Source organism: Streptomyces netropsis (genome assembly GCF_014203545.1).
GTDB lineage: Bacteria > Actinomycetota > Actinomycetes > Streptomycetales > Streptomycetaceae > Streptomyces > Streptomyces netropsis.
In genome coordinates, this window is record NZ_JACHJG010000004.1 from 86,028 (window position 1) to 109,344 (window position 23,317).

16 protein-coding genes are annotated in these 23,317 nt (G+C 70.8%); 6 read left to right on the top strand and 10 right to left on the bottom strand.

Annotation, left to right across the window (positions count from 1 at the left end):
* Nucleotides 1-172: 172 nt before the first annotated feature.
* Both FHS38_RS11825 and adh read left to right on the top strand, forming a co-directional pair.
* Nucleotides 173-1,456: a GAF domain-containing protein gene (locus FHS38_RS11825; RefSeq protein ID WP_184733494.1), complete on the top strand. Its 1,284-nt coding sequence runs from the start codon at nt 173-175 to the stop codon at nt 1,454-1,456.
* Nucleotides 1,457-1,516: 60 nt separating this feature from the next.
* Nucleotides 1,517-3,040 (top strand): aldehyde dehydrogenase, encoded by a 1,524-nt coding sequence (adh, locus tag FHS38_RS11830; RefSeq protein ID WP_184733495.1) that lies wholly within the window; start codon nt 1,517-1,519, stop codon nt 3,038-3,040.
* Nucleotides 3,041-3,460: 420 nt separating this feature from the next.
* Here the strand turns inward: adh and FHS38_RS11835 are convergent, their stop codons facing one another.
* Nucleotides 3,461-6,739 carry a DEAD/DEAH box helicase gene (locus FHS38_RS11835; protein WP_184733496.1) on the bottom strand — a complete coding sequence of 1,093 codons (3,279 nt, stop codon included), beginning with the start codon at nt 6,737-6,739 and terminating at the stop codon, nt 3,461-3,463.
* 166 nt (nt 6,740-6,905) lie between these two features.
* Here FHS38_RS11835 and FHS38_RS11840 point away from each other — a divergent pair, with 166 nt between their 5' ends.
* Both FHS38_RS11840 and FHS38_RS36045 read left to right on the top strand, forming a co-directional pair.
* Nucleotides 6,906-7,361 (top strand): hypothetical protein, encoded by a 456-nt coding sequence (locus tag FHS38_RS11840; protein ID WP_184733497.1) that lies wholly within the window; start codon nt 6,906-6,908, stop codon nt 7,359-7,361.
* Nucleotides 7,358-10,486 (top strand): tetratricopeptide repeat protein, encoded by a 3,129-nt coding sequence (locus FHS38_RS36045; RefSeq protein WP_184733498.1) that lies wholly within the window; start codon nt 7,358-7,360, stop codon nt 10,484-10,486. The genes FHS38_RS11840 and FHS38_RS36045 overlap by 4 nt, the downstream gene beginning before the upstream one ends.
* A 630-nt stretch (nt 10,487-11,116) precedes the next feature.
* Here the strand turns inward: FHS38_RS36045 and FHS38_RS11850 are convergent.
* The 4 genes from FHS38_RS11850 to FHS38_RS11865 all read right to left on the bottom strand — a co-directional run bounded on the left by FHS38_RS11850 (nt 11,117) and on the right by FHS38_RS11865 (nt 15,692).
* Nucleotides 11,117-12,106, bottom strand: coding sequence for a DUF4344 domain-containing metallopeptidase (locus FHS38_RS11850; protein ID WP_184733499.1), 990 nt, complete (start codon nt 12,104-12,106; stop codon nt 11,117-11,119).
* 535 nt (nt 12,107-12,641) lie between these two features.
* A complete protein-coding gene (locus FHS38_RS11855) occupies nt 12,642-13,679 on the bottom strand; it encodes a MerR family transcriptional regulator (RefSeq protein ID WP_184733500.1) in 1,038 nt (345 codons plus the stop codon).
* On the bottom strand, nt 13,673-14,401 hold the full coding sequence (locus FHS38_RS11860) for a HEAT repeat domain-containing protein (protein ID WP_311775273.1): 729 nt from the start codon (nt 14,399-14,401) through the stop codon (nt 13,673-13,675). Before FHS38_RS11860 ends, FHS38_RS11855 begins: the two co-directional genes overlap by 7 nt.
* Nucleotides 14,402-14,633: 232 nt before the next feature.
* A complete protein-coding gene (locus tag FHS38_RS11865) occupies nt 14,634-15,692 on the bottom strand; it encodes a class I SAM-dependent methyltransferase (RefSeq protein ID WP_184733502.1) in 1,059 nt (352 codons plus the stop codon).
* Nucleotides 15,693-16,102: 410 nt separating this feature from the next.
* Here FHS38_RS11865 and FHS38_RS11870 point away from each other — a divergent pair, with 410 nt between their 5' ends.
* The gene (locus tag FHS38_RS11870; protein ID WP_184733503.1) at nt 16,103-17,071 is read left to right on the top strand and encodes an NAD-dependent epimerase/dehydratase family protein; all 969 of its coding nucleotides are present in this window, start codon (nt 16,103-16,105) and stop codon (nt 17,069-17,071) included.
* A 7-nt stretch (nt 17,072-17,078) separates the two neighbouring features.
* Here the strand turns inward: FHS38_RS11870 and FHS38_RS11875 are convergent, their stop codons facing one another.
* Nucleotides 17,079-17,987, bottom strand: coding sequence for an SAM-dependent methyltransferase (locus tag FHS38_RS11875; RefSeq protein ID WP_184733504.1), 909 nt, complete (start codon nt 17,985-17,987; stop codon nt 17,079-17,081).
* A 286-nt stretch (nt 17,988-18,273) separates the two neighbouring features.
* On the opposite strand from FHS38_RS11875, the gene FHS38_RS11880 reads away from it, so the two are divergent.
* The gene (locus FHS38_RS11880; protein WP_184733505.1) at nt 18,274-19,542 is read left to right on the top strand and encodes an activator-dependent family glycosyltransferase; all 1,269 of its coding nucleotides are present in this window, start codon (nt 18,274-18,276) and stop codon (nt 19,540-19,542) included.
* A 57-nt stretch (nt 19,543-19,599) separates the two neighbouring features.
* Here FHS38_RS11880 and FHS38_RS11885 read toward each other — a convergent pair whose 3' ends face one another.
* The 4 genes from FHS38_RS11885 to FHS38_RS11900 form a co-directional block, all read right to left on the bottom strand.
* Nucleotides 19,600-20,820 (bottom strand): cytochrome P450 family protein, encoded by a 1,221-nt coding sequence (locus tag FHS38_RS11885; protein ID WP_221494894.1) that lies wholly within the window; start codon nt 20,818-20,820, stop codon nt 19,600-19,602.
* Nucleotides 20,821-20,886: 66 nt separating this feature from the next.
* Nucleotides 20,887-21,849, bottom strand: a complete 963-nt coding sequence (locus tag FHS38_RS11890; RefSeq protein WP_184733506.1) for an acyltransferase domain-containing protein — start codon at nt 21,847-21,849, stop codon at nt 20,887-20,889.
* Nucleotides 21,846-23,090, bottom strand: a complete 1,245-nt coding sequence (locus tag FHS38_RS11895; RefSeq protein ID WP_184733507.1) for a beta-ketoacyl synthase N-terminal-like domain-containing protein — start codon at nt 23,088-23,090, stop codon at nt 21,846-21,848. The genes FHS38_RS11890 and FHS38_RS11895 overlap by 4 nt, the downstream gene beginning before the upstream one ends.
* Entirely contained in the window at nt 23,071-23,316 is a 246-nt protein-coding gene (locus FHS38_RS11900; protein WP_184733508.1) for an acyl carrier protein, read from the bottom strand. The genes FHS38_RS11895 and FHS38_RS11900 overlap by 20 nt, the downstream gene beginning before the upstream one ends.
* Nucleotide 23,317 lies beyond the last annotated feature (1 nt).

Below are 23,317 nucleotides of genomic sequence, written 5' to 3' on the forward strand. Positions count from 1 at the left end.
TTCTTCGGTGTCCGGGGTTCTTCGGTGTCCGGGGTTCTTCGGGGGGTGAGGTGTGAAACACCTCCTGGGCTTGTTCTCGCCGTTCCGGGCCGCCGGGAAACCGGGAAAGGCGTCTTGCGGCGGTATGGTCGGCGCCGACCTCCGGGTGGGAAGCCGGGGCAGGAGGGTCCACGTGGTCAACCCATGGCTGGCGTTGGCGTCGGGTGCGGATCCCGCCGAGCGGTGCGCCCAGGTCAGGAGCGCTCACGAGGACTTCACGGCCGGGGGCACGCTGAACGACCGGGTCCGCCGGGTGGTCGCCGACTCCTGGCGGCGCTCCGCCGCGGCGCTGCCCGGGCCGGAGTTCGTCGCGCCGGTCGAGATGGCGGACGCCGAGCTGGCGGGCTACCGCGGGGCGCATCCGCTGGCGCTCGCCATGCCGCTCGTCCGCGAGCTGCTCGGCTCGATCGCCGACGACGGGCGGCACCTGCTCGCGGTCTGCGACGCGTCGGGCCGGATGCTGTGGGTGGAGGGTCACCGGGGCGTCCGGGACCGGGCCGAGGCCATGAACTTCGTCCCCGGCGCCCGCTGGGACGAGCGGCACGCGGGCACGAACGCGCCGGGCACGGCCCTCGCCCTGGACCACGCGGTGCAGATCTTCGCCACCGAGCACTACAACCGTCTCGTCCAGCCGTGGACCTGCGCCGCCGCCCCCGTGCACGACCCGCGCACCGGCCGGCTGCTCGGGGCGATCGACATCACCGGCGGCGACCACCTGGCGGCCCCGCACAGCCTGGCGCTGGTCCAGGCGACGGCACGGGCCGCCGAGGCGCAGCTGACGACGCCGGCCCCCGCCCCCGGGCTCGCCCTGTCGGCACTGGGCCGGGACGAGGCGCTGCTGGTGGCGGACGGCCGCCGATCACGGCTGGGCCGGCGGCACAGCGAGATCCTGGTCCTGCTGGCCGGCCACCCCGACGGCCTGACGGGCGACCAGCTGTCGGTCGCGCTGTACGGCGAGCGCCCGGTACCGGCGGTGACCCTGCGGGCGGAGCTGTCGCGGCTGCGGCGGCTGGTGGGCCCGCTGCTCGCTTCCCGCCCGTACCGCCTGTACGGGCGGGTGGAGACGGATGCCGCACAGGTGGAGCGGGAGCTGACGGCGGGTGACCTCCGCGCGGCCGTGCGCGCGTACGACGGTCCCCTGCTGCCGGCGTCGGAGGCGCCGGGGATCCGCCGGATGCGACGACTGTTGGAGGACCGGCTGCGGCGCGCGGTCCTGGGCGGCGGGGACGCGGCCGCGCTCCAGCTGTGGGCCGACAGCGCGTGGGGCGAGGAGGATCTGGAAGTGTGGGAGCGGCTGTTGGCCGCACTGCCGATGAGCGCGCCGCAGCGGGGTGCGGTGGCGACGCGGGCACGCCGCCTGCGCGAGGCGTACGCCCCCGGCGCCGGGGCAACGTTCGGGCAACCTCCCCGCCACTAGCTTCCTGCCGATCGCCGCCCGCGTCGGGAGCGGGCGGCAGCGAACCGGAAGGCCGCCCCCATGACCCGCTACGCCAACCCCGGATCCCCCGAGGCGATCGTCTCCTACCGCCCCCGGTACGACCACTGGATCGGCGGCGAGTACGTACCGCCCAAGCAGGGCCGGTACTTCGAGAACCCGACCCCGGTGAACGGACAGCCGTTCACCGAGATCGCGCGCGGCACGGCGGAGGACGTCGAACGGGCACTGGACGCGGCCCACGCGGCCGCCCCCGCCTGGGGCCGCACCTCCCCCGCCGAACGCGCCCTCGTGCTGAACCGCATAGCCGACCGCATGGAGAGCAACCTCGAACTCCTCGCGGTCGCGGAATCCTGGGAGAACGGCAAGCCGGTCCGCGAGACCCTCGCCGCCGACATCCCGCTCGCCATCGACCACTTCCGCTACTTCGCGGGCGCGATCCGCGCCCAGGAGGGCGGCCTCTCCGAGATCGACGAGGACACGGTCGCCTACCACTTCCACGAGCCGCTCGGCGTGGTCGCCCAGATCATCCCCTGGAACTTCCCCGTCCTGATGGCCGCGTGGAAGCTGGCCCCGGCCCTGGCCACGGGCAACGCCGTCGTCCTGAAGCCCGCGGAGCAGACCCCGGCGTCGATCCACGTCTGGCTGGACCTGGTGGCCGACCTGCTGCCGCCGGGCGTGGTGAACATCGTCAACGGCTTCGGCGTCGAGGCCGGCAAGCCGCTCGCCTCCAGCCCCCGCGTCGCGAAGATCTCCTTCACCGGCGAGACCACGACGGGCCGCCTGATCATGCAGTACGCGTCGGAGAACATCATCCCGGTGACCCTCGAACTGGGCGGCAAGAGCCCGAACATCTTCTTCGACGACGTCTCGGCCGCCGACGACGACTTCCTCGACAAGGCCCTCGAGGGCTTCACGATGTTCGCCCTCAACCAGGGCGAGGTCTGCACCTGCCCCTCCCGCGCCCTGATCCAGCGAGGCCACTACGCCGCCTTCCTGGAAGCGGCCACCGCCCGCACGGAACAGATCCTCCCGGGCCACCCGCTGGACACCGACACGATGATCGGCGCCCAGGCCTCCAACGACCAGTTGGAGAAGATCCTCTCCTACCTCGACATCGGCAGGCAGGAAGGCGCCCGCGTCCGCACCGGCGGCGCCCGCGCCGACCTCGGCGGCGAACTCGCGGGCGGCTACTACGTCCAGCCCACCATCTTCGAGGGCGACAACCGCATGCGGGTCTTCCAGGAAGAGATCTTCGGCCCGGTCGTGGCGGTGGCCCCCTTCACCGACTTCGACGACGCGATCCACACGGCCAACGACACCCTCTACGGCCTGGGCGCCGGCGTCTGGACCCGCAACGGCACCACGGCCTACCGCGCGGGCCGAGCCATCCAGGCGGGCCGCGTCTGGACCAACTGCTACCACGCCTACCCGGCCCACGCCGCCTTCGGCGGCTACAAGCAGTCGGGCATCGGGCGGGAGACCCACCGGATGATGCTGGATCACTATCAGCAGACGAAGAACCTGCTGGTGAGCTACTCGCCGAAGAAGCTGGGGTTCTTCTAGAGCTTCAAGTCGGTTGCCTGGAGGGGGCTTCACCCCCCAGGCAACCCAGACACTCGCAGTCACAATCCGCGATCACTCAGGCACTCCTGCGGCATTCTCCACAAATCTGCGCGGCTCCCGGACCAGCCACGGACCAATTGGAGCGCTACGCCGCATCGGCGGCCCCAGGCGTATCCACGACGCGAAGCGACTGGGCCAGCTCCGCCCCCCCCTATCCGTCTCAGCCTGGCCAGGTTGGAGGTCACCCTCGTCACCTGGACGCACCTGCAGGGGGATTGGACATCCGTCGTCCATCCCATGCTACGCGAAGTGGTCGGACTCCACACGGCGCTGCCGGTGACGCTCGACGCTCTCCACCTCGCCAGCACCTGACCTCACCAACCAACCAATCGCGAAGGGCTACCCCCACCGGGACGGCTCTCAGACCAAGCCGCTGTACGCAGCCAACCAGCCCGTGGCCAAGTGGTCGTTCCGAGTGAAGACGGCCGCGCCACGGTGGCCGCCCACCGGGTCGTCCGGTGCCGGGCGCGGGTAGGGGAGTTCGACCGGGGCGCGCTCGACCGGGTGAAACTCCACCGACGTGCCGTCCCACAGCCATACGGTCGCGCCACGCGGGCAGTCCCGGACCAGGACACCGTCCGGACCCGGGGTGACGAGCGCGCCCGTCGTACGCTCTGCGAGGAGTTGCCGGTAGCGCTGGGAGGGCAGGACGCAACCGTTGGGTGACGTGGTGCCCGGCCAGTCGGGGGCGCCTATGCCTCGTTTGCGGGCGGCACGCCACATCTGCGGCACGAGCCGGTTGGCGAGCGGCGCGGTGGCCATCTGCTCGCAGATCCACAACAGGCGACCGGCGCCGCGGCGCGGGCCGAGTTCCCGCCAGCGGATCCGGGCGGCCAGGTCGGCGGCGACGACGGCGGCCCAGGGGTGCACGGTGCCGAGCGGGCCCTGCGCGCCGAGCCAGGCCAGGTAGCGCTGGGACTCCTCGTAGATGCCGGTGAGGCTCTCGGAGGGAATGCCGAGGACGTACGGGGAACGGGTGCGGAACACCTTGGGGCTGTGCGCGACCAGGAGCAGTGCTGCCCGCGCCAGGTCCCCAGCGACCACCGGTTCGTCCACCGGCCGCGCCAGCGCGCCGCCCGCCTCCGGGTCCGGGAGGTCCAGGTGGCCGCCGTTGCGCAGCACCCGCAGCAGCACGGCGCGGGCCCGGTCGGTGAAATGGGCCTGTTCCAGGTTCGGCAGGTGCGTGGCGAGCAGTGCGGTGAGCAACTGCTCGGCCCCGTCCGGGTCCTGGGGCACGGGGGCGGCGCGCAGCGCGTCGGACATCTCATCGGCGAGGTCGGTGGCGAGCATGAAACGGCTGGTGAGGGCGCCGAGCTCGGTGGCCACGAGGGTGTCGTCGTGCTCGAGGCCGGGGCTACGGCGCAGGTAGCAGGCCTCGGTGAGGAACTCGACGGCGTCGTACAGCGGGTCGAAGCTCTCGTTGCCCTGGTGGTAGGAGAGGGTGCGGGTCCACCAGTTCTCGGCCTCCCGGAGCGTGCGCACGCGGCCCTGCACCGCCTCGGCCAGCAGGTGGTCGGGCAGGCGTTCGCGGATGCGGGAGCGCACGGTGTAGCCGGCGGCCAGACGGGCCTGCCACTCGGGCCGGTCGGTGCCGTCGGTGAGGAGGAAGGCCCAGCCCTCGCGCTCCCCGGCGCCGACGCGCCCGGCGCGCCCGAACATCTGCTGGACCATGGAGACTTCGACTCGGTCCAGGCCGATCTCGGTGTCACGTACGACGACGGCGCGGGCGGGCAGGTTGACCCCGGCCGCCACAGTGGACGTCGCCACCAGGGCGTTTGCCTCGCGGTTCCGGAACGCCTGTTCGGCCTCGCGTTTGTAGGGCCAATCCCGGTAGTGGATGCGCACGCCCGTCAGCGAGCAGAGCCGCTCGACGGCCTCCGGGTCGTCCTTGTCGACGCCCTTGGTACAGGCCCCGCGCTCCTCGGCGAGGGCGAGCGCGGTCATGCGCACGCCGCGCTTGCTGCCGCAGAACACCAGGGCGCTGCCGCCCTCCTCGGCGATGGTACGGACCTGTTGCACGGCGGCGCGGGTGCGGGCCGCAGCGCGGGCGCCCCGGTCGCTGTTGGTGGACGCGGCGGGGACGGGTATCTGCCAGATCAGCCGGGTGGGCCGCCACGTGGTGCTCACAAGGCGGGCGCCGAGCCAGTCGGCGACCTCGTCGGCATTGGCGACCGTCGCGGACAGGCCGACGACACGCACCTGCCCGGTGTCCTCGCCGACTCGAGCAAGCAGGGCCTCCAGGATGGGGCCACGGCCAGGGTCGCCGAGCAGGTGGATCTCGTCGACGACGAGGCAGCCGACGTCGGCGAGGGCGTCGCGCAGTGAGCCAGTGCGACAGATGGCCTCGAACTTCTCGGTGGTCGCGACCCATATATCGGCCTTTCGGATCAGCTCGGCGTCGACGGCGTACTCGCCGGTGAGGCGCACCACGCTCAGTCCGTTGCTGCGCCACAGGTCGAGTTCGTGGTCAAGTTCGTCGGTCAGGGAGCGCTGCGGCACGAGCCAGGCAGCCTTGCGGCCCTGTACGTTGGCCTTGAGGGCGGCGACCATGCCGATTGGGGTCTTGCCCGCGCCGGTCGGGGCGACAACCAGGACGTTCCCGTCGTTCTCGAGGATCGCCGGGACAGCGTCGGCCTGCGCCGGATTGAACGTCGGGTACTTCAGGAACCGCGACCAGCTCGGCGGTACCAGGTCGGCCACCGGGACGTAGGCGTCGTCGGCGTCCTCGGGCAGTTCCTCCAGGGCGTCCCACTGCAGCGCGAACGCGTCACGGGCGGCATGGGCGCCGGGACCCGCGACCGGGGCCGCTGGCAGCGGGCCGGAGCGGACGGGCCAAGCGACGAGGTCGGTTCGTTGCCCCAGGTCGCTGACGGTGCCGACGACTTCTGACTCCTGCCAGTGCCGTGCACAGCGGTACGGAATGTCCTCGTCGGTCAGGTACACGCGCAGGGCGTCGAATTCCGGACCGTCCGGCATGATGACGCGGATGTCCTCGGCCGCATCGATAGCCTCGAAGGATGGCCGCCAATGCGGGTCGGTCACCTTGCACCAGTACAGGAGCCGCAGTTCAGGGTCGGCCGGCAGCGGCAGGTCGGCGGGCCAACTGGGTCCGGGTGACGTCAGGTTGGAGGCAATGATGCGTGCGGGGCCGGGCGTAGGCCGGAGTGCCGCGCCGGGGGAGGCATAGATCGGTCTGATAGTCAGGCCGCCCGGCTCATCACCCGTGGGGCACGGGCCGAGCAGCATGTCCCAGGCATCGTCGGCATCGGGGCCGGGATTTGGCTTCGCGGCGGGAGCGGGCGTGGGCGCCTTTGCCCAGCCGCTGTGGCCCATGAGTTTGTCGTACGTCTTCACGCCGAGATCCGCGAGGGCGTAGGCAGCGGGGCAACGCGGGCAGACGACGGCGACGTAGCGGTAGACGCGCCCCTGGGACTCGTACGGCCTGCGCAGTGAGTGCAGTTCGCCGCCGCAGGCGGGGCAGCGGCGCGGGACCCTTTCCTCGTAGCTCCAGCCCGGCTCCTCAAATCGGGCCGGCAGCGGGTCGGTCAGACGGGCCCTCCACCGCCTGCGGACCAGGTCCGGTACGGATTCCCCCGACGCGGCCGCTCCATCCTGCTTTCCCCCATCAGCCGTGCGCATGAACCAACTCTGACACAGGGGCCACCGTGGAGCGAGTGATCGCTCACACGTCGTGAGAACGGCCAGCACAACCCCCCGCATTCCGGCTGGATATTCTACGGTCGTCGGTGCGGGGCAGCGGCGCACGGAGTGCGCGACGTCATAGGGGCCCGCTGAGGGAGGAATTGTGCTCGACGAACTCGTGGTGGCCGGCGGTACGGCAGTGGTCGGAGCCATGGCCACCGACTCCTGGATGCTGGCCCGCGCCCGCGTGGCGGAGCTGTTCCGGCGCCGTGGCGGCGAGGAACGGCAGCAAGCGATCGAGGGCCAACTCGACAGCAACGCACAACTCGTGGCGGAGGCCGACGACAGCGACCGGGTGCGGCAGACGCTCCTTCCACTGTGGCAGCTCGAGCTGCGCTCGCTGCTGCAGCGCGACCCGGCGGCGGCCGAGGAGTTGCGGGCCCTGATCGAGGAGGTCCGGCCCGCCGGGAACAGCGAGCCGAAGTGGGTGCAGGACGTCGTCGTACGGGACAACGCGAAGGCGTTCCTGGTGCAGGGCGGAAGCATCGTCAACCACCACTACAGCACCGAGTCAGCGCCCGGTCGCACCGCCGAAGGGGCCCCCGGGACCGCTCGGTGACAGGGGCTGACGAGGGCACCCGGCAGAGCCGTCGGGTCGCCACTGGCGGCGGTGGCGCACCGCCGTCCGGCCCCGCCACAGAGGCGACCGTCCAGCAGTCGATCCGTGTGGAGAGCGGCTTCGGGTACGGCGTTGTGGGCGCCGACCTGCACGTCTTCCCGGATCGTGGGCCCGTGTACCTGCTCGGCGAGCACCAGAGTGCGGCCCCCGCGCCGGACGACACCTGGCTGCTTGACCAGCCCAGCCGGATGCTCAACGCCCGCTACCGGCTGGTCGACTTCACCGGCCGGAAGCGGGAGCGCGCCGAGCTCACCGCATGGCGGGACGACCCCGGGCCGCGGCTCTCGGCGACCTGGCTGCACGGCCCCGGCGGGCACGGAAAGAGCCGCCTCGCCGACGAGTTCGCCGCCGAGAGCGCCGCTGCAGGCTGGAAGGTCGTCACGGCCACGCACGGCCCGGGCGCCATTCTGGACGCGGGCCAGGGGAACAGCGCAGACCTGCGGCCCGACGGGGCTCGCGGCATGCTCCTCGTGGTCGACTACGCCGACCGCTGGCCTGTCTCGCACCTCACCTGGCTGTTCAGCAACCGGCTGCTCACCAGCCCCCTGCCGACCCGGCTGCTGTTGCTCGCCCGCTCGGCCACTGCCTGGCCCGCCGTGCGCTCCGCCCTGGAAGACATCATGGCCGGCACGCAGGACCAGGAGCTGAGCCCGCTGGGCGCCCCCGGCAGCGACCCGCGGGCCCGGTCGGCCATGTTCGCCGCGGCCAGGGACTGCTTCGCCGCCCGGTACGGTGTGCCCGACCCGGCCGTGATCGCACAACCGCAGGATCTGGGGCGCCCGGAGTTCGGGCTCGTCCTCGCGGTGCACATGGCCGCCCTGGTTGCCGTCGACGCCCACGTCCGCGGCGAACAGGCCCCGAACGACCTGGCCGGCCTCTCCGCGTACCTCCTGAACCGGGAGCGACGACACTGGACCCGGCTGTGGGAGAACCGCCTGGAGGGACTGGACTTCAGCACCGCGCCGAGCGACATGAACCGCGTCGTGTTCACGGCCGCTCTCACCGGGGCCGTGTCACCGGGGGAGGGCGGCTCCCTGCTCGCGGCGATCGGCCTGGAGCGGCCCCTGCAGTTGCTCACCGACCACGGCACTTGCTACCCGGCGGCGGAGCCGGGCGCCGTCCTCGAGCCGCTCTACCCGGACCGGCTCGCCGAGGACTTCCTCGCCCTCAGCCTCGACGGGCACCGCGTGACCGGCTATCCAGCCGCCCCCTGGGCCGCACCGACAGCGCGCACGCTCAGTGCCCGCGACCCGGACGGTGCGGTTCCGCCGTCGGTCACGCGCGGCCTGACGTTCCTGGCCGCCGCGGCGGCACCGGGGCGCTGGCCGCACATCGCCGGGCACCTGGAGCAGATCCTGCGGCAGGACCCGTCGGTGGCCGTCGCCGCGGGCAGCGCGGCCCTCACGGCGCTCGCCGAGACCACCCTTCCAGCCTCCGTACTCGCCTCCGTGGAGACCTGCTTCCCGGAGTTCGGGCAGCTCGACCTGGACGCGGGCATCGCGACGTTCACTGCCCGACTGGTCGCCGAACGCCTCCCCCACACCGCCGACCCTGCCGAGCGCGGCCGCCTGCACCAGGGCCTCGGCTTCCGGCTCGGCCGGGCGGGGCGGGCACAGGAGGCGCTGGCCGCGGACGAGGAGGCAGTGCGCTGCTTCCGGAAGGCGGCTACTGTGGGCACACACCCGGCTGGTTCTCAGTCTCCGTCCTCTTCCATTGCCGCATTCTCGTCCACATCGCCGTACATGTCCCCGACCGCGACCCTGGCGACCGCGCTGCTGCACCTGACCCAGCACGCCTTCGACGCCGACGCCCCCGATCGCGCCCTGCACGCGGCCGAGGAGGCGGTCACGCTCTTCCAGGACCTGGCCGTGGCGGACCCAGCAGCCCACGAGCCCGGCCTTGCCCTGGCCCTCGCACAGGTGGGCCGGGGGCTGGCTGCGGCCGGATACCCGGACCGGGCCATGGCCCCCCCCACGGAGCAAGCGGTCGGGATCTTCTGGCGTCTGACGGCGACCCAACCGGACCAGTACGAGAGCGGCCTCGCGCTCGCCCTGAACAACCTCGGCATCTTCTCCTGGCAGCTGCGCCGCCTCTCGGACGCCGTGGCCGCGCAGGCGCGGGCCATCGAGTTCGCCCGGCGCGGCCTGGCGGCCGGCCCGCCCGCCGGGTCGCTACTCGCCCGCGCGTTCGTACTCGACGAGTCCGAGCTGGCGCAGTGCCTGGGCAACCTGTCCGTCCTGCTGTGGGCGTCGCGGCGCAGGGAGGAGGCAGTCACCGCGCTGGAGGAGGCGGTCGCGACCACCCGACGACTGGCCTCGGTCGCACCCGCCGTGCAGGAGCCCGTCCTGGCCGACGTCGCGTCGCGGCTCGTCACCTATCTGGGGAGGCTGCAACGGTGGCGGGAGGCCCTCACCCTGGCCGACGAGGCGGCTGGGATCACTGCACGGCTCGCAGCGGCCGACCCGGTCCGGTACGAGAGCGACCACGCGAAGGTCCTGCACCAGTCGGCCCAGGCCCGGCGCGGCGCCGAGGGTAACCTCGCCGCCGCGCGCCGGGACGCCGACATGTCCGTAGCGATCTACCGGCGCTTGGCGGCCGAGGACCACGCGGAGTACCGCCGGGCCCTGGAAGAGGCCCTGGAGACCCAGGAGTTGTTGCGGCTCGCGGGCAGCAGCGGACCCATCGCGCCGACGGCACGCTGGACCTCGGAGGAGCACTGGGTGAACCTCCTGAACCAGGACGAGGTCTGGCAGGACGTTCAGGACCGCCGCCACCGGCTGGACGAGATGCCCCCTTCCTACTGCGGCAACGTCCTGCACTTCATCCGTAAACAGACGGACCAGCTCATCGAGTTGCTCGCCGACGGGCTCGACGTGACGCCGGAGGCCCTCGGCCTGACCGACCGCGACGACGCGGCGTCCTGGCTGGACCGCCAGCCCCTGATCGTCGCCCTGACCCGGCGCGCCAGGGGCGAGTCAGCCCGGCCCGAATTCTGCCACTGCGGGTACCCGGTGGCCCCGGGCTGGCATCACCAGCACTGCTATCCGGGCATCGTCGTGGACTGACCCGGACGGCCCCAGTGGTGCGGTACGACGCCAAACAGACCGCTGGGGCCGTTCACCCCTCCGGGCGCGGGCAGGAAGGTACGACAACACGCACCTCCTGCCAGGCAGGCGACCACCCTGCCTCGAGCCGCAACGACTGCCCCCAGGCCGAAGCTGTCATCACCCGTATCCACGTGCCCGGCAGCGGACCGGGCCGGCCACGGATACAGCCCCATCATGTTGTGGCCGACGAGGGCTCCTCCACCCGTACCTTCCGCTCCTACCTCCGTAGACGCGCCATCAAGGCCACCATCCCTGGGCGCGCTGACCAGCTCGCCTGCAGGGCCCGTGAACGCCCCTGCGGCTTCTACAAGACCGCCTACCGGTGGCGCAACGTCGTTGAGCGCCGCTCCCCTCGCCTATGCCTGGTGTGCAGGTCGACCAAGATCCGGACCATTCCCGGACCACGATGCCAACCAAGAGCCCCACAACGGTCGTTTCCCCAGGTCAAACAGGTCACGCTTCCTGTACCACAAGGAGACGAAGAATCTCCTCGTGCCGTACTCGCCGAAGCGTCTCGGCTTCTTCTAAAGGCACGAAAAAAGGCGCCTGCCCTGGGTTTTCGCCCGTCAGGCGCCTTCACGCACAGGCTCATTGACTGTTGCGGATCTCGTCGATGCGCCGCGCCAGGGCCTCCGTCTCCGCGATCAGCCGCGCATGCGCCTTCTTCTGCTCCTCATCGCCCTGGGCCCTGAACGCCACGCTGAAGTGGGGTTGGAGCTGGGTCCACCAGCCGTAGTCCAGCATCGCCCACGCCTGTGGGCAGAGGGGGGCGCGGGTTTTGGGGAGATAGCCGCTGTCGACCAGGGACTTCTGGTACTTTTTCGGGTCGCTTCCCTCCAGGTAGCACAGGAAGTTGAAGGCCCGTTGCTGGGTGACGGGATGGTCGCTCGCCAGGCCTTCCAGGGTCGGCTGGCCTTCCTTGCGGGCGAGCTCGTCGAAGAGGACCGCGGCGGCCAGCGACGGGCCCGGCCCGACCTCGTTGACGGTGTAGAAGGACGCGAAGCCGTCAGCCGCGTCCTCTTCGAGGCCGAGGTTGGCCAGGAGGAGCTGGCGTTGCAGGGCGTGGCCCATCTCGTGGCCGAAGATGAACTCGGTCGACAGCACGGTCAGATCGTCGGTGTTGTACTCGGACGCGGGGAACGGGGCAGGCCGTTCGACGGTCTTCACGACATCGGCGAAGGCCTTCTCGATGGTCGTCAGGAACGACGGCGGGATGAAGATCGTCCTGCCGTCGGGTTGGGTGACGGCGTCGGTGACGCCGGGCGGCACGTCGGCGGTGACCTTCACGACCATATCGTGCGGGAGGGTCAGAGCTCTGTTCACCCATTCGGCCGACCGCTCCAGCACACGGGACCTCCGGATCAGCGCCACGGCCTGCCGGTCCTCCGGTTTGACCGTTCGGGCCTCGTAGACGACGGTGACCCTGCCGGAGCGCGCCGCCTGGGGGCGAGGCCCTGCTCCGAGCGCCTGCCCGGCGTCGCGGGCCTCGCCGCACCCGGTCACGACGACCCCGGCGAGGACCAGCACACCTGACAGGACGATGCGCGCCCGCTTCGGGCGACCGGCGGTGTTCGGCATCCTTGATCGGCTCCCATCGCGTGTTCCCGCACTGATCCTCCGGCCGTCCGGCGGCGGGCGCCCGTCGAGCCGCCCGTACGGGGGAACGTCCGCCACGGTGTCGACGAAGACGACGATCCGAACATGCAGGCCAGCCGCCCGGACGGCGTCCACCCCGTCGGGCGTCAGGGCGGTGGATTGCTGTCGGAACAGTTGCGGCCAGACCCTCGATTCACATCATCACCCAGCGTCTGGAGCAGTTCGCCGAGCGCACTCCGTAGCTTGGCTGTGGGGTCCGCACCCACGCGCTCCAGAGCGACCCTGCTGTACGAGGAGCAGCGCCTTCATCGGCTACACACTCGGCTTCGCAGTGGTCGCCGCCGTGCAACTGCTGTACCACCAGGAGACGAAGAACCTGCTGGTGAGCTACTCCCGAAGAAGCTGGGGTTCTTCTGGCTGACCGCAGAGCACGCGCGCGAGCGCGACTGCGCGGCGTCGACCGCGTCGATCCACTCGTCGCCGGCGCCGGGTGCCGCCGCGCCTCGGTGGTGCGCTGTCAGGAATCCTGGTCGGCCCGGTCTTCCGGGGACCGCTCTTCGAGGACTCCGGCGAGGGCCGAGGCGACGAGGGCGACGGCGTGGTCGTCGTCGTGGGCCAGTTGGCGCAGGACCTCCTGCGCGGTGGTTCCCGCGAGCTCGACCAGTGCCTGGGTGAGGCGGATCCGCGTCGCGGAGTCCGCGGTGGGCGCGGCGAGTTCGTCGACCAGGGCGGTCGTGATCCGGTCCGCGCACCCGGGGTCCTGGGACAGCGTTCCCAGAACCTCCGCCGCGTCCACGTCATGGGAGCCCTCGACCACCATGCGGACGAGTGTGGGCACGGCCGCGGCCACGCCGTGCCTGCCCAGGGCCAGAGCGGCGTGTCTGCGCACCGTCGGGTCCGGGTCCCCGAGGGCGTCCGCGAGCACCGCGATCGCACCCGGGGCCTCGGGCATCTCGGCGATCGCCTGCACCGCGCGCCGCCGGATGTCGACGTCCTCCGAGTGCGCGCCGGCGTCCAGCGCCGCCACGCCGTCGCCGCCCGATCGGGCGAGCGCCCAGCGCAGGGCGCCTGCGACGTGGGGGTCGGATTCGGTCAGGACCGCTCCGGCCAGCAGCTCGGCGGGAACCGACACACCCTCCGGCCGGGCCAGGACGGCCTGCTGCCTGCGCGCGGCGCTGGTCGAGTTGAGTTCCCGCATGAGTTCGACGATGCGCAGGACGCCCTGCCAACCGGTGGGCGCCGACGCGTCGATCGCACGGAGTCGCTCGAGCAGCTCCTGTTCCCGCGCCAGGCGGTCCTCCGTCCACCGGATGAGGTCGCTGACCAAGGCGGACGGCGTGAAGGCCGGGTCCTCCAGCGCGCGCCCGATCTGCTTGAGCGAGAGCCCGAGGGACCGCAGGCTCTCCACGTGGAAGATCCTGCGGACGTCCTCGGCGGAGTACTCGCGGTAGCCGCCGACGGTGCGGCCCGTCGGCCGCACCAACCCCAGGGCGTCGTAGTGCCGGAGCATCCGGCTGCTCACCCCGGAACGGCGGGCCACATCACCGATCAGCAATGCGCGGTCTCCGTCGACCCGGTCGTCTCCGAGGTCTCGGCGGTCTCGGCGGTCTCCGGGGTCCCGGTGCCTGCCGACGCCGCCGCGGCGACGGCAGCAGCCGCTTCCGGGCCGAGTGTGACCACGCGCTTCGCCTCTTCGATGGCCGCGTCGAAACCGGTCTCCGGGTCCTGCCGGAGCAGCTCGGTGGCACGGGCGTGCGCGGCCACCGCCGGGTCGGGGTGCTCCGCGGCCTTCTCCAGGGCGGGCTTGATCACGTCGCCGAGGTCGACGAAGGCCCGGCTCAGGCTCAGCTGCACGTTGCGGTCGCCGCGGCCGAGCTGCAGAACCAGTTCGTCGACCAGGTCCTTCTCCTCGTCCTCGGGCACGAGGGAGACCGCGACGCGCCACGCGGTCCGCGCGAGCTCGTCGTCGGCGTCGCGCAGCATGTCGCGGGTGATCCAGGCCCACGTGCTCTTGTCGCCGATCTTGGAGAGCGTGTGCAGCGCCTGGCTGCGGGCCTGGGTGCGCTCGGAGTCGAGCTCCTGGCGGATCCGGGGCAGGGTGACCTCCGGCGAGAGGCGGGTCAGCGCCCAGGACAGCATGTCCCGTACGAAGAAGTCCGGCTCGACCGCGCACCGCTCGACGAGCGCCTCCAGGAACTCGGGGTCGGGGTTCGAGCCGACCGCCAGGGCCGCCTTGAGCCGGACGGACGAGTCCTCGGCTCCCAGGGCGTTGGCCACGCGGGTGTTCTGCGGGGTTACGTTGGTCGTGTTGATCGGGACCACCTCCTGCGCCCAAGTGGAAACGTTATCACCGTGTCAAGGTCAAGCCCGTGACCGGTGAATCGGGAAATCCGCTGGTCACGGGCTCTGCCCGGGGGCGCGCCAAGGACGGTGGGTGACCGTACCGGGCACCGTGGGTGCGTGCGTGGGAGACCGGGCGGGCACCGGACGCCCGGCTGCCTCGTACCGGTCAGGACGTCCGGCGCGCGAGCACCCGGTACGTGTTGGACAGGCCGCGACCGCCACCGATCGACGCGGAGACCCGGTCCACCAGGTAGGCCAGCACGAGCGCCGGGACGCTCGCGTTGAAAGCGATCTTGCGCAGCAGCGCGCGGGCACGTGACGGCGGGGCCGGTCGCCACGCCAGATCCTCCCCGCCGATCAGCGCCGCGTTGATCGCCAGGACCGCCGCGCTGACGGCGTCCTGCCCGTTGTGCGGTTCGGCCCGCTGCTCGGAGACGACGGTCAGTCCCAGGGCGCTCAGCTCGGCGCGCAGGTTCGCGATCGGAATCATGTGCAGGTGCTGGGGCTGCAGCCAGGAGATCCACCACTTGCCGAGGAGCCGGGCCCAGGCGCACTCCGGGTCGGGCAGTTCGATGGCCAGGTGCCCGCCCACCGGCAGGGCCGCCGCCGCGGCGGCCATCTCCGCCTTGGGGTCCGCGGTGTGTTCCAGATAGTGATACATGCTGATCACGTCGTACTGACCGGCGAACTCGGGGGCGAGGTCGATGAAGCTGCCCTGGTAGGCCTTGCGGATCCGCCCCTTCTGCTGGGCGATCACCACTCCGTCGGTCCGGTCGAGTCCGTCGAACTCGGTGTCCGGCAGCACCCTCTTCGCGTCGGCCAGGAAGTGCCCGTGCCCCGTGCCGACGTCGAGCCACTGCTTGGGCCTGCCCTGCGCGGCGACCATGTGGGTCCGCCCGTCGTGCCCGGCGCGCTTGGTCCCGAAGATCTTGTTCATGTTCTCTTCGCCGAGACCGTCGTAGAAGTCCCGGTAGTAGAACTCGAGTCCCTCGTCGTTCAGCCGGGGGTTCTGGAAGACGTGCCCGCAGTCCTTGCAGGAATCCAGGACGAAGACGCCCGGCTTGTGCTGCATCACGTCCGTCGTCCGCAGGAGGAGGCCGATCCGCTTGGAATCACACCACGGGCAGGATTCCCTGCGCTCGTCGAAGAACCGGTCGGTTCCGGCAGCGAGGTCTGACAGGTAGGCCGGTCGGCGTTCGGCGACCGCATCGCTTCTCGTGGTCATGCGCGCGATGCTAATCGTTCGCGGTGCAACTCAGCACGATCTTGACCGAATTTACACAGTGATCGACAAGTCGGGAGTTCCTCCACGCCGACACCGCCCCTGCTGTGACGGCTGATTGTGCCGGTGTAGTAGGGAAACCCGCTGGCTGGTACGGTGCGTTGACGGTGATCACGGCCACCGGCGGGCAAGGACCTCATGCCCCACTGTGCCGCCTCGACGAAGAGCGGGTCGCTGAACCGTACGACGCGCGACCGCTCATCCCGAACAGCATCGCCCGTGACCGGAGTTGTCCATTCCAGCGCCATCCGTTCGGTCTCCCGATCCGGAGGAGTCCGAGCGCGCGGGCGGCCTGGTTCCAGGTTCCTGACCGGCGACAGGTCGCCGGTTCTTTTCACATGGGGGAAAAAGGGATGCCCGCAGCACTCGTCCCAAATGGCGGTCCTCGTCGACCCGAGCCCGTCGTGGCCGTCGTCGGCGCCAACGGATTCCTCGGCAGAAGCGTCATGCGCGCCCTGTCCGGGGCCGGAGTCGAGGCACGCGGGTTCACCAGCGCGGAACCGGCCGTGCACGGCACGTGGCAGGACCCCGCGCTCCGCCACTGTGATGTGGTCTTCTACCTGGCGAGCCGGATCAGTCCGGCGATCGCCGAACGGGAACCGGAGCGCGCCGCCCAGGAGATCACCGACTTCCGGGCGTTCCTCGACGCACTGCGGGAGAACCCGCGACGACCGGTCGTGACGCTCGCGGCGTCGGGTGGCACCGTGTACGACCCGCGGTGCGAGCCGCCGTATGACGAGCAGTCACCCGCCCGTCCGAGCAACGTCTACGGCAAGGCCAAACTCGAGCAGGAGGAAGCGCTGGCAGGCGCGTCCGACTGGCTCGCTCCTGTGGTGCTGCGGCTGTCCAACGTGTACGGCCCGGGACAGCGCACCGCCGCGGGCTACGGGGTGATCGGGCACTGGATGCAGGCACTGCTGGCGGGCGAGCAGCTCCGCATACTCGGCCACGGCGGGTCGAGCAGGGATTACGTCCACGTCGACGATGTGGCGAACGCGATGCTCGCGGTGCTGGGGAGGGCTCCCGCCCTGCGTGCGGCGGACCGGCCGACCGTGTTGAACATCGGCGCCGGGTCCCCGACTTCGCTGGACGACCTGCACCGGCATCTGGAGGCCACGGTCGGGCGGCCGGTTCCGGTGGAACGCGAACCGGCTCGCCCGTTCGACCGCAGGGACGTGTGGTTGGACATCCGGCGCGCGGCGGACGTGCTCGGCTGGCGGCCGGAGATCGGCCTCGCCGAAGGGCTCGCCGACACCTGGAAGTACCAACTGAGCACGTCGCGGGAGCCTGCCCGCCCGGCGCACCGACCCGACGGCCGGTAGCCCGGCGTCAGCCCTGGGAGGGGCGGCGCAGCACAGCGACGATCACACCGACCGCCGGGTCGTCCTCGATCAGCCAGTGCAACCGCTTCTCCCCGGGGCCCGCCTGCAGGATCCTCTTGATCTCCGGCGGAACTTCGTTGTGCTTGGCGTACTCGTAGACCGCCCCGTAGAACCGGTGCGCGGTGTACTTGGTGTGCTGGCTGATGTCGGTGACCTCGACGACGTCCAGGCCGGCGGCGGAGGCGAACGACGCGTAGTCGGCCGCCCGGACCAGCGGGGCCGTGTGCCACGACTCGATGAGCTTGGCAAGCGCCGCCTGCTGCACCTTGTCGACCACGCTGTTCTGGATCCTCTTCAGCAGCGAGGGCTTGGGCAGGTCGGCGGAGGCGGGGGGCCGCTCGACGAAGTCGGTGAGCGCCAACGAACCCCCCGGCCGCAGCACTCGCGCGATCTGCTTGAGCGCCTGGACGCGGTCCGGCATGTGCACGATGGACTCGAGCGCGAGGACGTGGTCGAAGGAGTTGTCCTCGAAGGGCATCTCCAACGCGTTGGCGTGCTCGAAGCGCGCCCGGTCGGCGCATCCCTCGCGCTCCGCACGGGCGTTGGCCAGTTCCACATCCCGCGCGCTGATCGAGATCCCGACCAGTTCCGCACCGGTCCTGGTGGCCAGTCGCACGCCCGGCGTGCCGACACCGCACCCGACATCGAGCACCCGGTCACCGGGGCCCGGCGCCAGCTTGTCGATCAGGATGTCGGACAGCCGGTCCGATGCCTGCTCGAACGTGCTGTCGTCCTCGGGGCCGTTCCAGTAGCCGTAATGCATGCTGCCGCCCTGGAATTGAGCGATCAGACCGTTGGCCGCATCGTAGAACGCACCGACTTCCTCGGGCTTGGGAAGCGATATACCAGTGCTCATCTGAACTCCTCAGCAGACACGGCTCTACCTGTCGAAACCAGTCGAACGCTACCAGCAGGCCTACCCGTTGGGCAGTGGTTCATGATCCGGAACACACCCTAGCCGGGGGAACGGGAACCGTCGCGATCTTGCCATGATCGGAGGCATCACACGTAGTGTGTGGCTCACGAGTCTGGGGGGACGGTCTCGTCGCACCACCGGGGTACCGGAGCCTGAGCGCCGGACACGGGTCCCACCAGGCCGCGTAACCATCGCTTCCGCCGAACCGACCCGAGGAAGTCCTCTCATGCGCGTGCTGTTCACCGTCAACCCCGAAAAAAACATATTCATGTACCTCGTGCCGATGGCGTGGGCGCTGCGCACGGCCGGCCACGAGGTGCTCGTCGCCAGCCAACCGCGCTTCGCCCCCACGATCACCCAGGCGGGGCTCACCGCCGTGCCCGTCGGAAACGACTTCGACAAGTGGCAGTTCGGCCGCGAGTACCCGGAAATCATGGAGTCGATCCGGTCCGGGCTGACCCCGCCGTGGGACGTGGCCGAGGACCCGGAGGGCACGACCTGGGAGTACATCTCGCAGAGCCACAAGGCCGCGGTGGAAGGCGCGCACGGCGGGGAGGCCGCCGCGGTGATCGACGACCTGGTGGCGTTCGCCCGCCACTGGAAGCCGGACCTGGTGGTGTGGGACTCCTTCAGCTACATCGGCTCGATCACGGCGAAGGCGTGCGGTGCGGCGCACGCGCGAGTGGTCTTCGGCGCCGACGTGTTCGGCGCGACCCGCGACATCTACCTGCGGTTGAAGGCGCAGCAGCCCGTGTCGGAGCAGATGGACCCGCTGGCCGACTGGCTGGGCGGTCACGCGCGCGCGTTCGGCGGGGACTTCAGCGAGGACATGACGACCGGCCATGTGACGATCGATCAGTTCCCGCGCAGCCTGCAACTCGACACCAGCCTGGATGTCCTGCAGACGCAGTTCATCGGGTACGGCGGCCCGGCCGTCGTACCCGACTGGCTGAAGACGGCTCCGGAGCGTCCGCGGGTCGGGATGACCCTGGGGCTGACCGCCACAGAGGTCTTCAACGGCTACAACATCCCGGTCACCGAGATCCTCGAATCGGTGTCGGAGTTGGACATCGAACTGGTCGCGACCATCGCCGAGAGCGAGCAGCAGAAGCTGGGGAAGGTCCCGGACAACGTCCGCCTCGTCCCCTTCGTGCCGTGGCACGCCATCGTTCCCACGTGCGACGCGGTCATCCACCACGCGGGTGCCGCGACCCTCGCGACCACCGCGCGCCACCCGGTGCCGCAGCTGTCCCTGCACTTCCACTTCGACCAGCCGATCCTGGCCCGCAAGCTGGCCGAGCAGGGTGCCGGGCTGGAGATCCACACCACGCAGGCCACCGGGCAGAACATCAAGGAGAGCGTCAACCGCCTGCTGACCGAACCCCGGTTCGCCGAGCGCGCGACCGCCCTGCGCGACGAGATCCTGGCCGCCCCCTCGCTCAACGAGCTGGTTCCGCAGCTGGAAGAGGTCGTGGCCAAGCACCGCGCCGGCTGATCGATCCGGTGCCGCCGGGTCCGCGCTGGAGCGCGGACCCGGCGGCACCGTGTCGGGCTACTCCGCGCTGACGCGCACCGGCAGGGTCTTCAGCGCCCGCAGCACCGTTCCGGGCTTCCAGCGCACGTCCGCATCGTCGACGTCCAGCCGGATGTCGGGGAACCGGTCGAGCAGGCGGCCGAACGCGATCTCGGCCTCCAACCGGGCCAGCGGGGCGCCGACGCAGTAGTGGATGCCGTGCCCGAACGCCAGGTGACCGCCGGTCTCCCTGGTGATGTCCAGCTTGTCGCCGTCGGGGAACTGGGACTCGTCGCGGTTGGCCGAGGCGACGGCGACCACCACGAGCTGGTTCGCCGGTATGACGACCCCGCCCAGCTCGACCGGTTCGGTGGTGAACCGCAGCGACGCGGTGTTGACCGGGCCCTCGTAGCGCAGGAACTCCTCGATGGCGCCGGGCAGCAGCGAGCGGTCGGCGCGCAGCGCGGCGAGCTGGTCCGGGTGGCGCAGCAGAGCGAGCACGCCGTTGCCGATGAGGTTCACCGTCGTCTCGTGGCCCGCGACCAGCAGCAGGAACGCCATCGAGACCAGTTCCTGGGCGCTGAGCTTGTCGTCCCCGTCGCTGGCGTGCACCAGGTCGGTGAGCAGGTCCTCGGAGGGGTTGGCGCGCTTGCTCGCGACCAGCTCGTCGAGGTACCCCAGCAGGGCGGGTGCGGCTTCGGCGAGCCGCTCCGGGTCGCCGGACAGCTGCGCGTCGACCCAGCCGCGGAACCGGTCCTGGTCGATCAGCGGGACACCGAGGAGCTCGCAGATCACCGCGATCGGCAGCGGGGCGGCGAAGGCGCTCATCAGGTCCACCCGGCCGGCCCGCTCCATCGCGTCGAGCAGCTCCGTCGTGACCTCCTCGATCCTCGGACGGAGCCGTTCCACGGCCCGGGGGGTGAACACCTTGTTGACCAGCTTGCGCAGGCGGGTGTGGACCGGCGGGTCGGAGTTGAGCATGTGCGCCGACAGCTCGGTGGCGAACATCAGCCGCATTTCCTCGTTGTCGGTGTTCTGCTCGATCACCTTCTGCCCGATCTCGACGTTCTTGGACAGCTTGGCGCTGCTCAAGGCGGGACGGGCGTCCTCGTAGCGGGTCACCATCCACACGCCCAGGCCCCCCGGCGCGGTCACCTTGCTGACCGGGGCCTCCGCCCGCAGGGCGCTGTACAGCAGGTGTGGGTTCTGCTCGAACGCCTCTTGCTCGGCCTCACTCGGCATCGGGCTTCCCTCACTCATCGGCACAACTCCTCGATCATCCTCTGTCGACATCGGAAAACCATGCCGAATCGGTGGTGTGGGGCGTCATAGCGCCGCCATGAACTCTTGGAAGTCGTTCATCGACTTCACGTCGTTGCCGAACCGGTTGACGGCGCTCACCTGGGAGGAGGAGCCGTCGCCCGGTCCGGCGATGTACTTCACGAAGGTGGCAAGCGTGGCGCTGGGGCCGAGGTCGACGAACGTCGCGCCACCTGCGGCGGTCACCTTCTCGATGGTGCGGGAGAACTCCACGGGCTGTCGCACGGCCGCCCAGATGCCGTCGGCGGACACCGCGTCGACCCTGTCCGCCGTGGCGGACGAGAGGATCGGGATCTGCGGCGGTGCGAGGCTCAGGGAGTCCATGAGGCGTCGGGCCTGCTCCTCGACGGGATCGATCAGCTCGGTGTGCACGCCGTAGTCGACGGGCAGCCGCTGGCAGAGGACGCCCTTCGACTCCAGTGCGCGCTCGAGTGCGTCGATGTCGGCGACGCGCCCGCTCACGACGAAGTTGCCTTCGAAGTTGCGCCCCGTCACCCAGCAGCCCGCGAACAGGGACTCGTGCGTCCGCAGGAGTTCCGAGGAGCCGACGACCGCCAGCATGCCGGCGCGCGGGGTCCGTTGCTCGAGCAGACGCGCGAACTCCACCGCGAAGGAGATGCCGTCCTCCAGGGGCAGTGCCTCCGCGACCACGGCCGCGGTGATCTCCCCCAGGCTGTAGCCGAGGAGGAAGTCGCACTGGTGGCCGAGTTCCTGGACGACTCGCGTCAGGCTGTATTCGACGCACACCAGCGCCGCGCTGGAATCCGGCAGGGAGTCGAACGGGGCGCTCTTGTCCCGCCGGGGATCGAAGATCGTGTCCAGCAGGGACTTCCCGATGACGGGCGAGGCGATCTCGTCGCAGTGCTCCAGCCAGAGTCGGTAGCGCGCGTTGTGCTCGTACAGCTCACGCGTCATGTGGAAGTACTGGGACCCCTGGCCCGAGTACATGAAGACAACAGGTTTGGTCATTGCCACTTCCGCAGGCAGATCGCCGAACTCAGGCCGCCGAACCCCATGCTGAGGCTGACGGCGGTGTCGAACGCGAACGGCACCGACTCCTGCCGCACCCACCCGAACGAGTCGTCCACCGGGTCCACCAGGTTGCGGGTGGGGTGCAGCCGTTGCTCCCGCATCTGCAGCAGCGTCGCCACGACCTCTACCGCGCCCGCCGCGCTCAGACCGTGCCCGGTGATCGACTTGGTGGCGTTGATCCGCGCGTCGCGCAGACCGCACTCGGCGAGGGCGCGGAGTTCGGTGTCGTCACCGATCAGCGAGCCGGTCCCGTGCGGGTTGACGTACTCGATGTCGCTCGCCGACAGCCCCGCCTCCGCCAGCGCTCCCTCGATGACGCTGATCTCCCCCGCCAGCGAGGGATCGGGGTTCCGGTTGCCGTCCACCGCGGTGGCCATACCGAGCACCCGGGCGTACGGCTCGGGGTGCCGACGGACGCCCTCCCGCTCCACGACGACCGCGCCGCAGGCCTCACCGAAGAGGAACCCGTCCCGCTGCCGGTCGAACGGCCTGCACGCCGAGCCCGGGTCGTCGGCGAAGCGGTGCGACCCCATGGCACCCATGGCCCGGAACGCCAGGAACTCCCAGTACGAGAGGTCCATCAGCGCCCCCAGGGCGATGCACACGTCGACCTGGCCCGACCGCACGGCCCACACGGCCTGCTGGACGGCGAGCAGGCCGCTGGCCGAGGCACCGCCCAGCGTGTGGGCGAAGCCGCGGATGGGGAACAGCTCGGTGCACAGCCCGCACAGGTCGGTGTCCATGAAGGTCAGTCCGTACGTGGGGCGCACGAACTCGGGGTGGTCGGCGTGCCGGGCGTGCGCTTGCGTCAACTCCCGCTGCTGGACGTTGGACCCGCCGACGACCAGGCCGATGCGGGTCGGGTCGACGTCGTCCAGCCCCGCCTCGTGCCACGCCTCGGCGATGGTCACCAGGGCGGTGCGGGCCGACAAGGACGCCGTGCGCAGCACCCGGGCGGGGAACGCCTCGGGTACGGCCAACTCCGCGATCTCGGCCCCCAGGAAAGCCGTCGCGGACCCGTCGGCCGGCATCGACCGGCCGGGCCTGCGCAACGGGGCGAAGGCGTGGCGGCCTTCGAAGAGCGCGGCGGTGAAGGCGTCCTTGCCCTGGCCCACCGCGGTGGTGACCCCGAGGCCGGTGATCACGACATCGGGCTGGTCAGGAAGTCGACTTGTCATGGATGAGCTTCGCCAGTTCGCCTATGTTGTTCGCGCCGGCCAGCTCGACCAGCGGGATCGTCACCGACAACGACTCCAGCGTCATCATGATGATCTCCGCCCGGTCCATGGAGTTGGCCCCCAGGTCCCGCAGCGAGTCGGTGGCCACGAAGGTGTGGCCGTCGAGTTCGGGCATGACCTCGCACGTGTGCTTCACGACCAGGTCGAACACTTCTTGAATGGGCATT

Excerpts from the sequence above, each read along its gene's own strand:
- adh (WP_184733495.1), top strand. The coding sequence starts at position 1,517 with ATGACCCGCTACGCCAACCCCGGATCCCCCGAGGCGATCGTCTCCTAC.
- FHS38_RS11835 (WP_184733496.1), bottom strand. The coding sequence starts at position 6,739 with ATGCGCACGGCTGATGGGGGAAAGCAGGATGGAGCGGCCGCGTCGGGG.
- FHS38_RS11850 (WP_184733499.1), bottom strand. The coding sequence starts at position 12,106 with ATGCCGAACACCGCCGGTCGCCCGAAGCGGGCGCGCATCGTCCTGTCA.
- FHS38_RS11865 (WP_184733502.1), bottom strand. The coding sequence starts at position 15,692 with ATGACCACGAGAAGCGATGCGGTCGCCGAACGCCGACCGGCCTACCTG.
- FHS38_RS11870 (WP_184733503.1), top strand. The coding sequence starts at position 16,103 with ATGCCCGCAGCACTCGTCCCAAATGGCGGTCCTCGTCGACCCGAGCCC.
- FHS38_RS11875 (WP_184733504.1), bottom strand. The coding sequence starts at position 17,987 with ATGAGCACTGGTATATCGCTTCCCAAGCCCGAGGAAGTCGGTGCGTTC.
- FHS38_RS11880 (WP_184733505.1), top strand. The coding sequence starts at position 18,274 with ATGCGCGTGCTGTTCACCGTCAACCCCGAAAAAAACATATTCATGTAC.
- FHS38_RS11885 (WP_221494894.1), bottom strand. The coding sequence starts at position 20,820 with ATGAGTGAGGGAAGCCCGATGCCGAGTGAGGCCGAGCAAGAGGCGTTC.
- FHS38_RS11890 (WP_184733506.1), bottom strand. The coding sequence starts at position 21,849 with ATGACCAAACCTGTTGTCTTCATGTACTCGGGCCAGGGGTCCCAGTAC.
- FHS38_RS11895 (WP_184733507.1), bottom strand. The coding sequence starts at position 23,090 with ATGACAAGTCGACTTCCTGACCAGCCCGATGTCGTGATCACCGGCCTC.
- FHS38_RS11900 (WP_184733508.1), bottom strand. The coding sequence starts at position 23,316 with ATGCCCATTCAAGAAGTGTTCGACCTGGTCGTGAAGCACACGTGCGAG.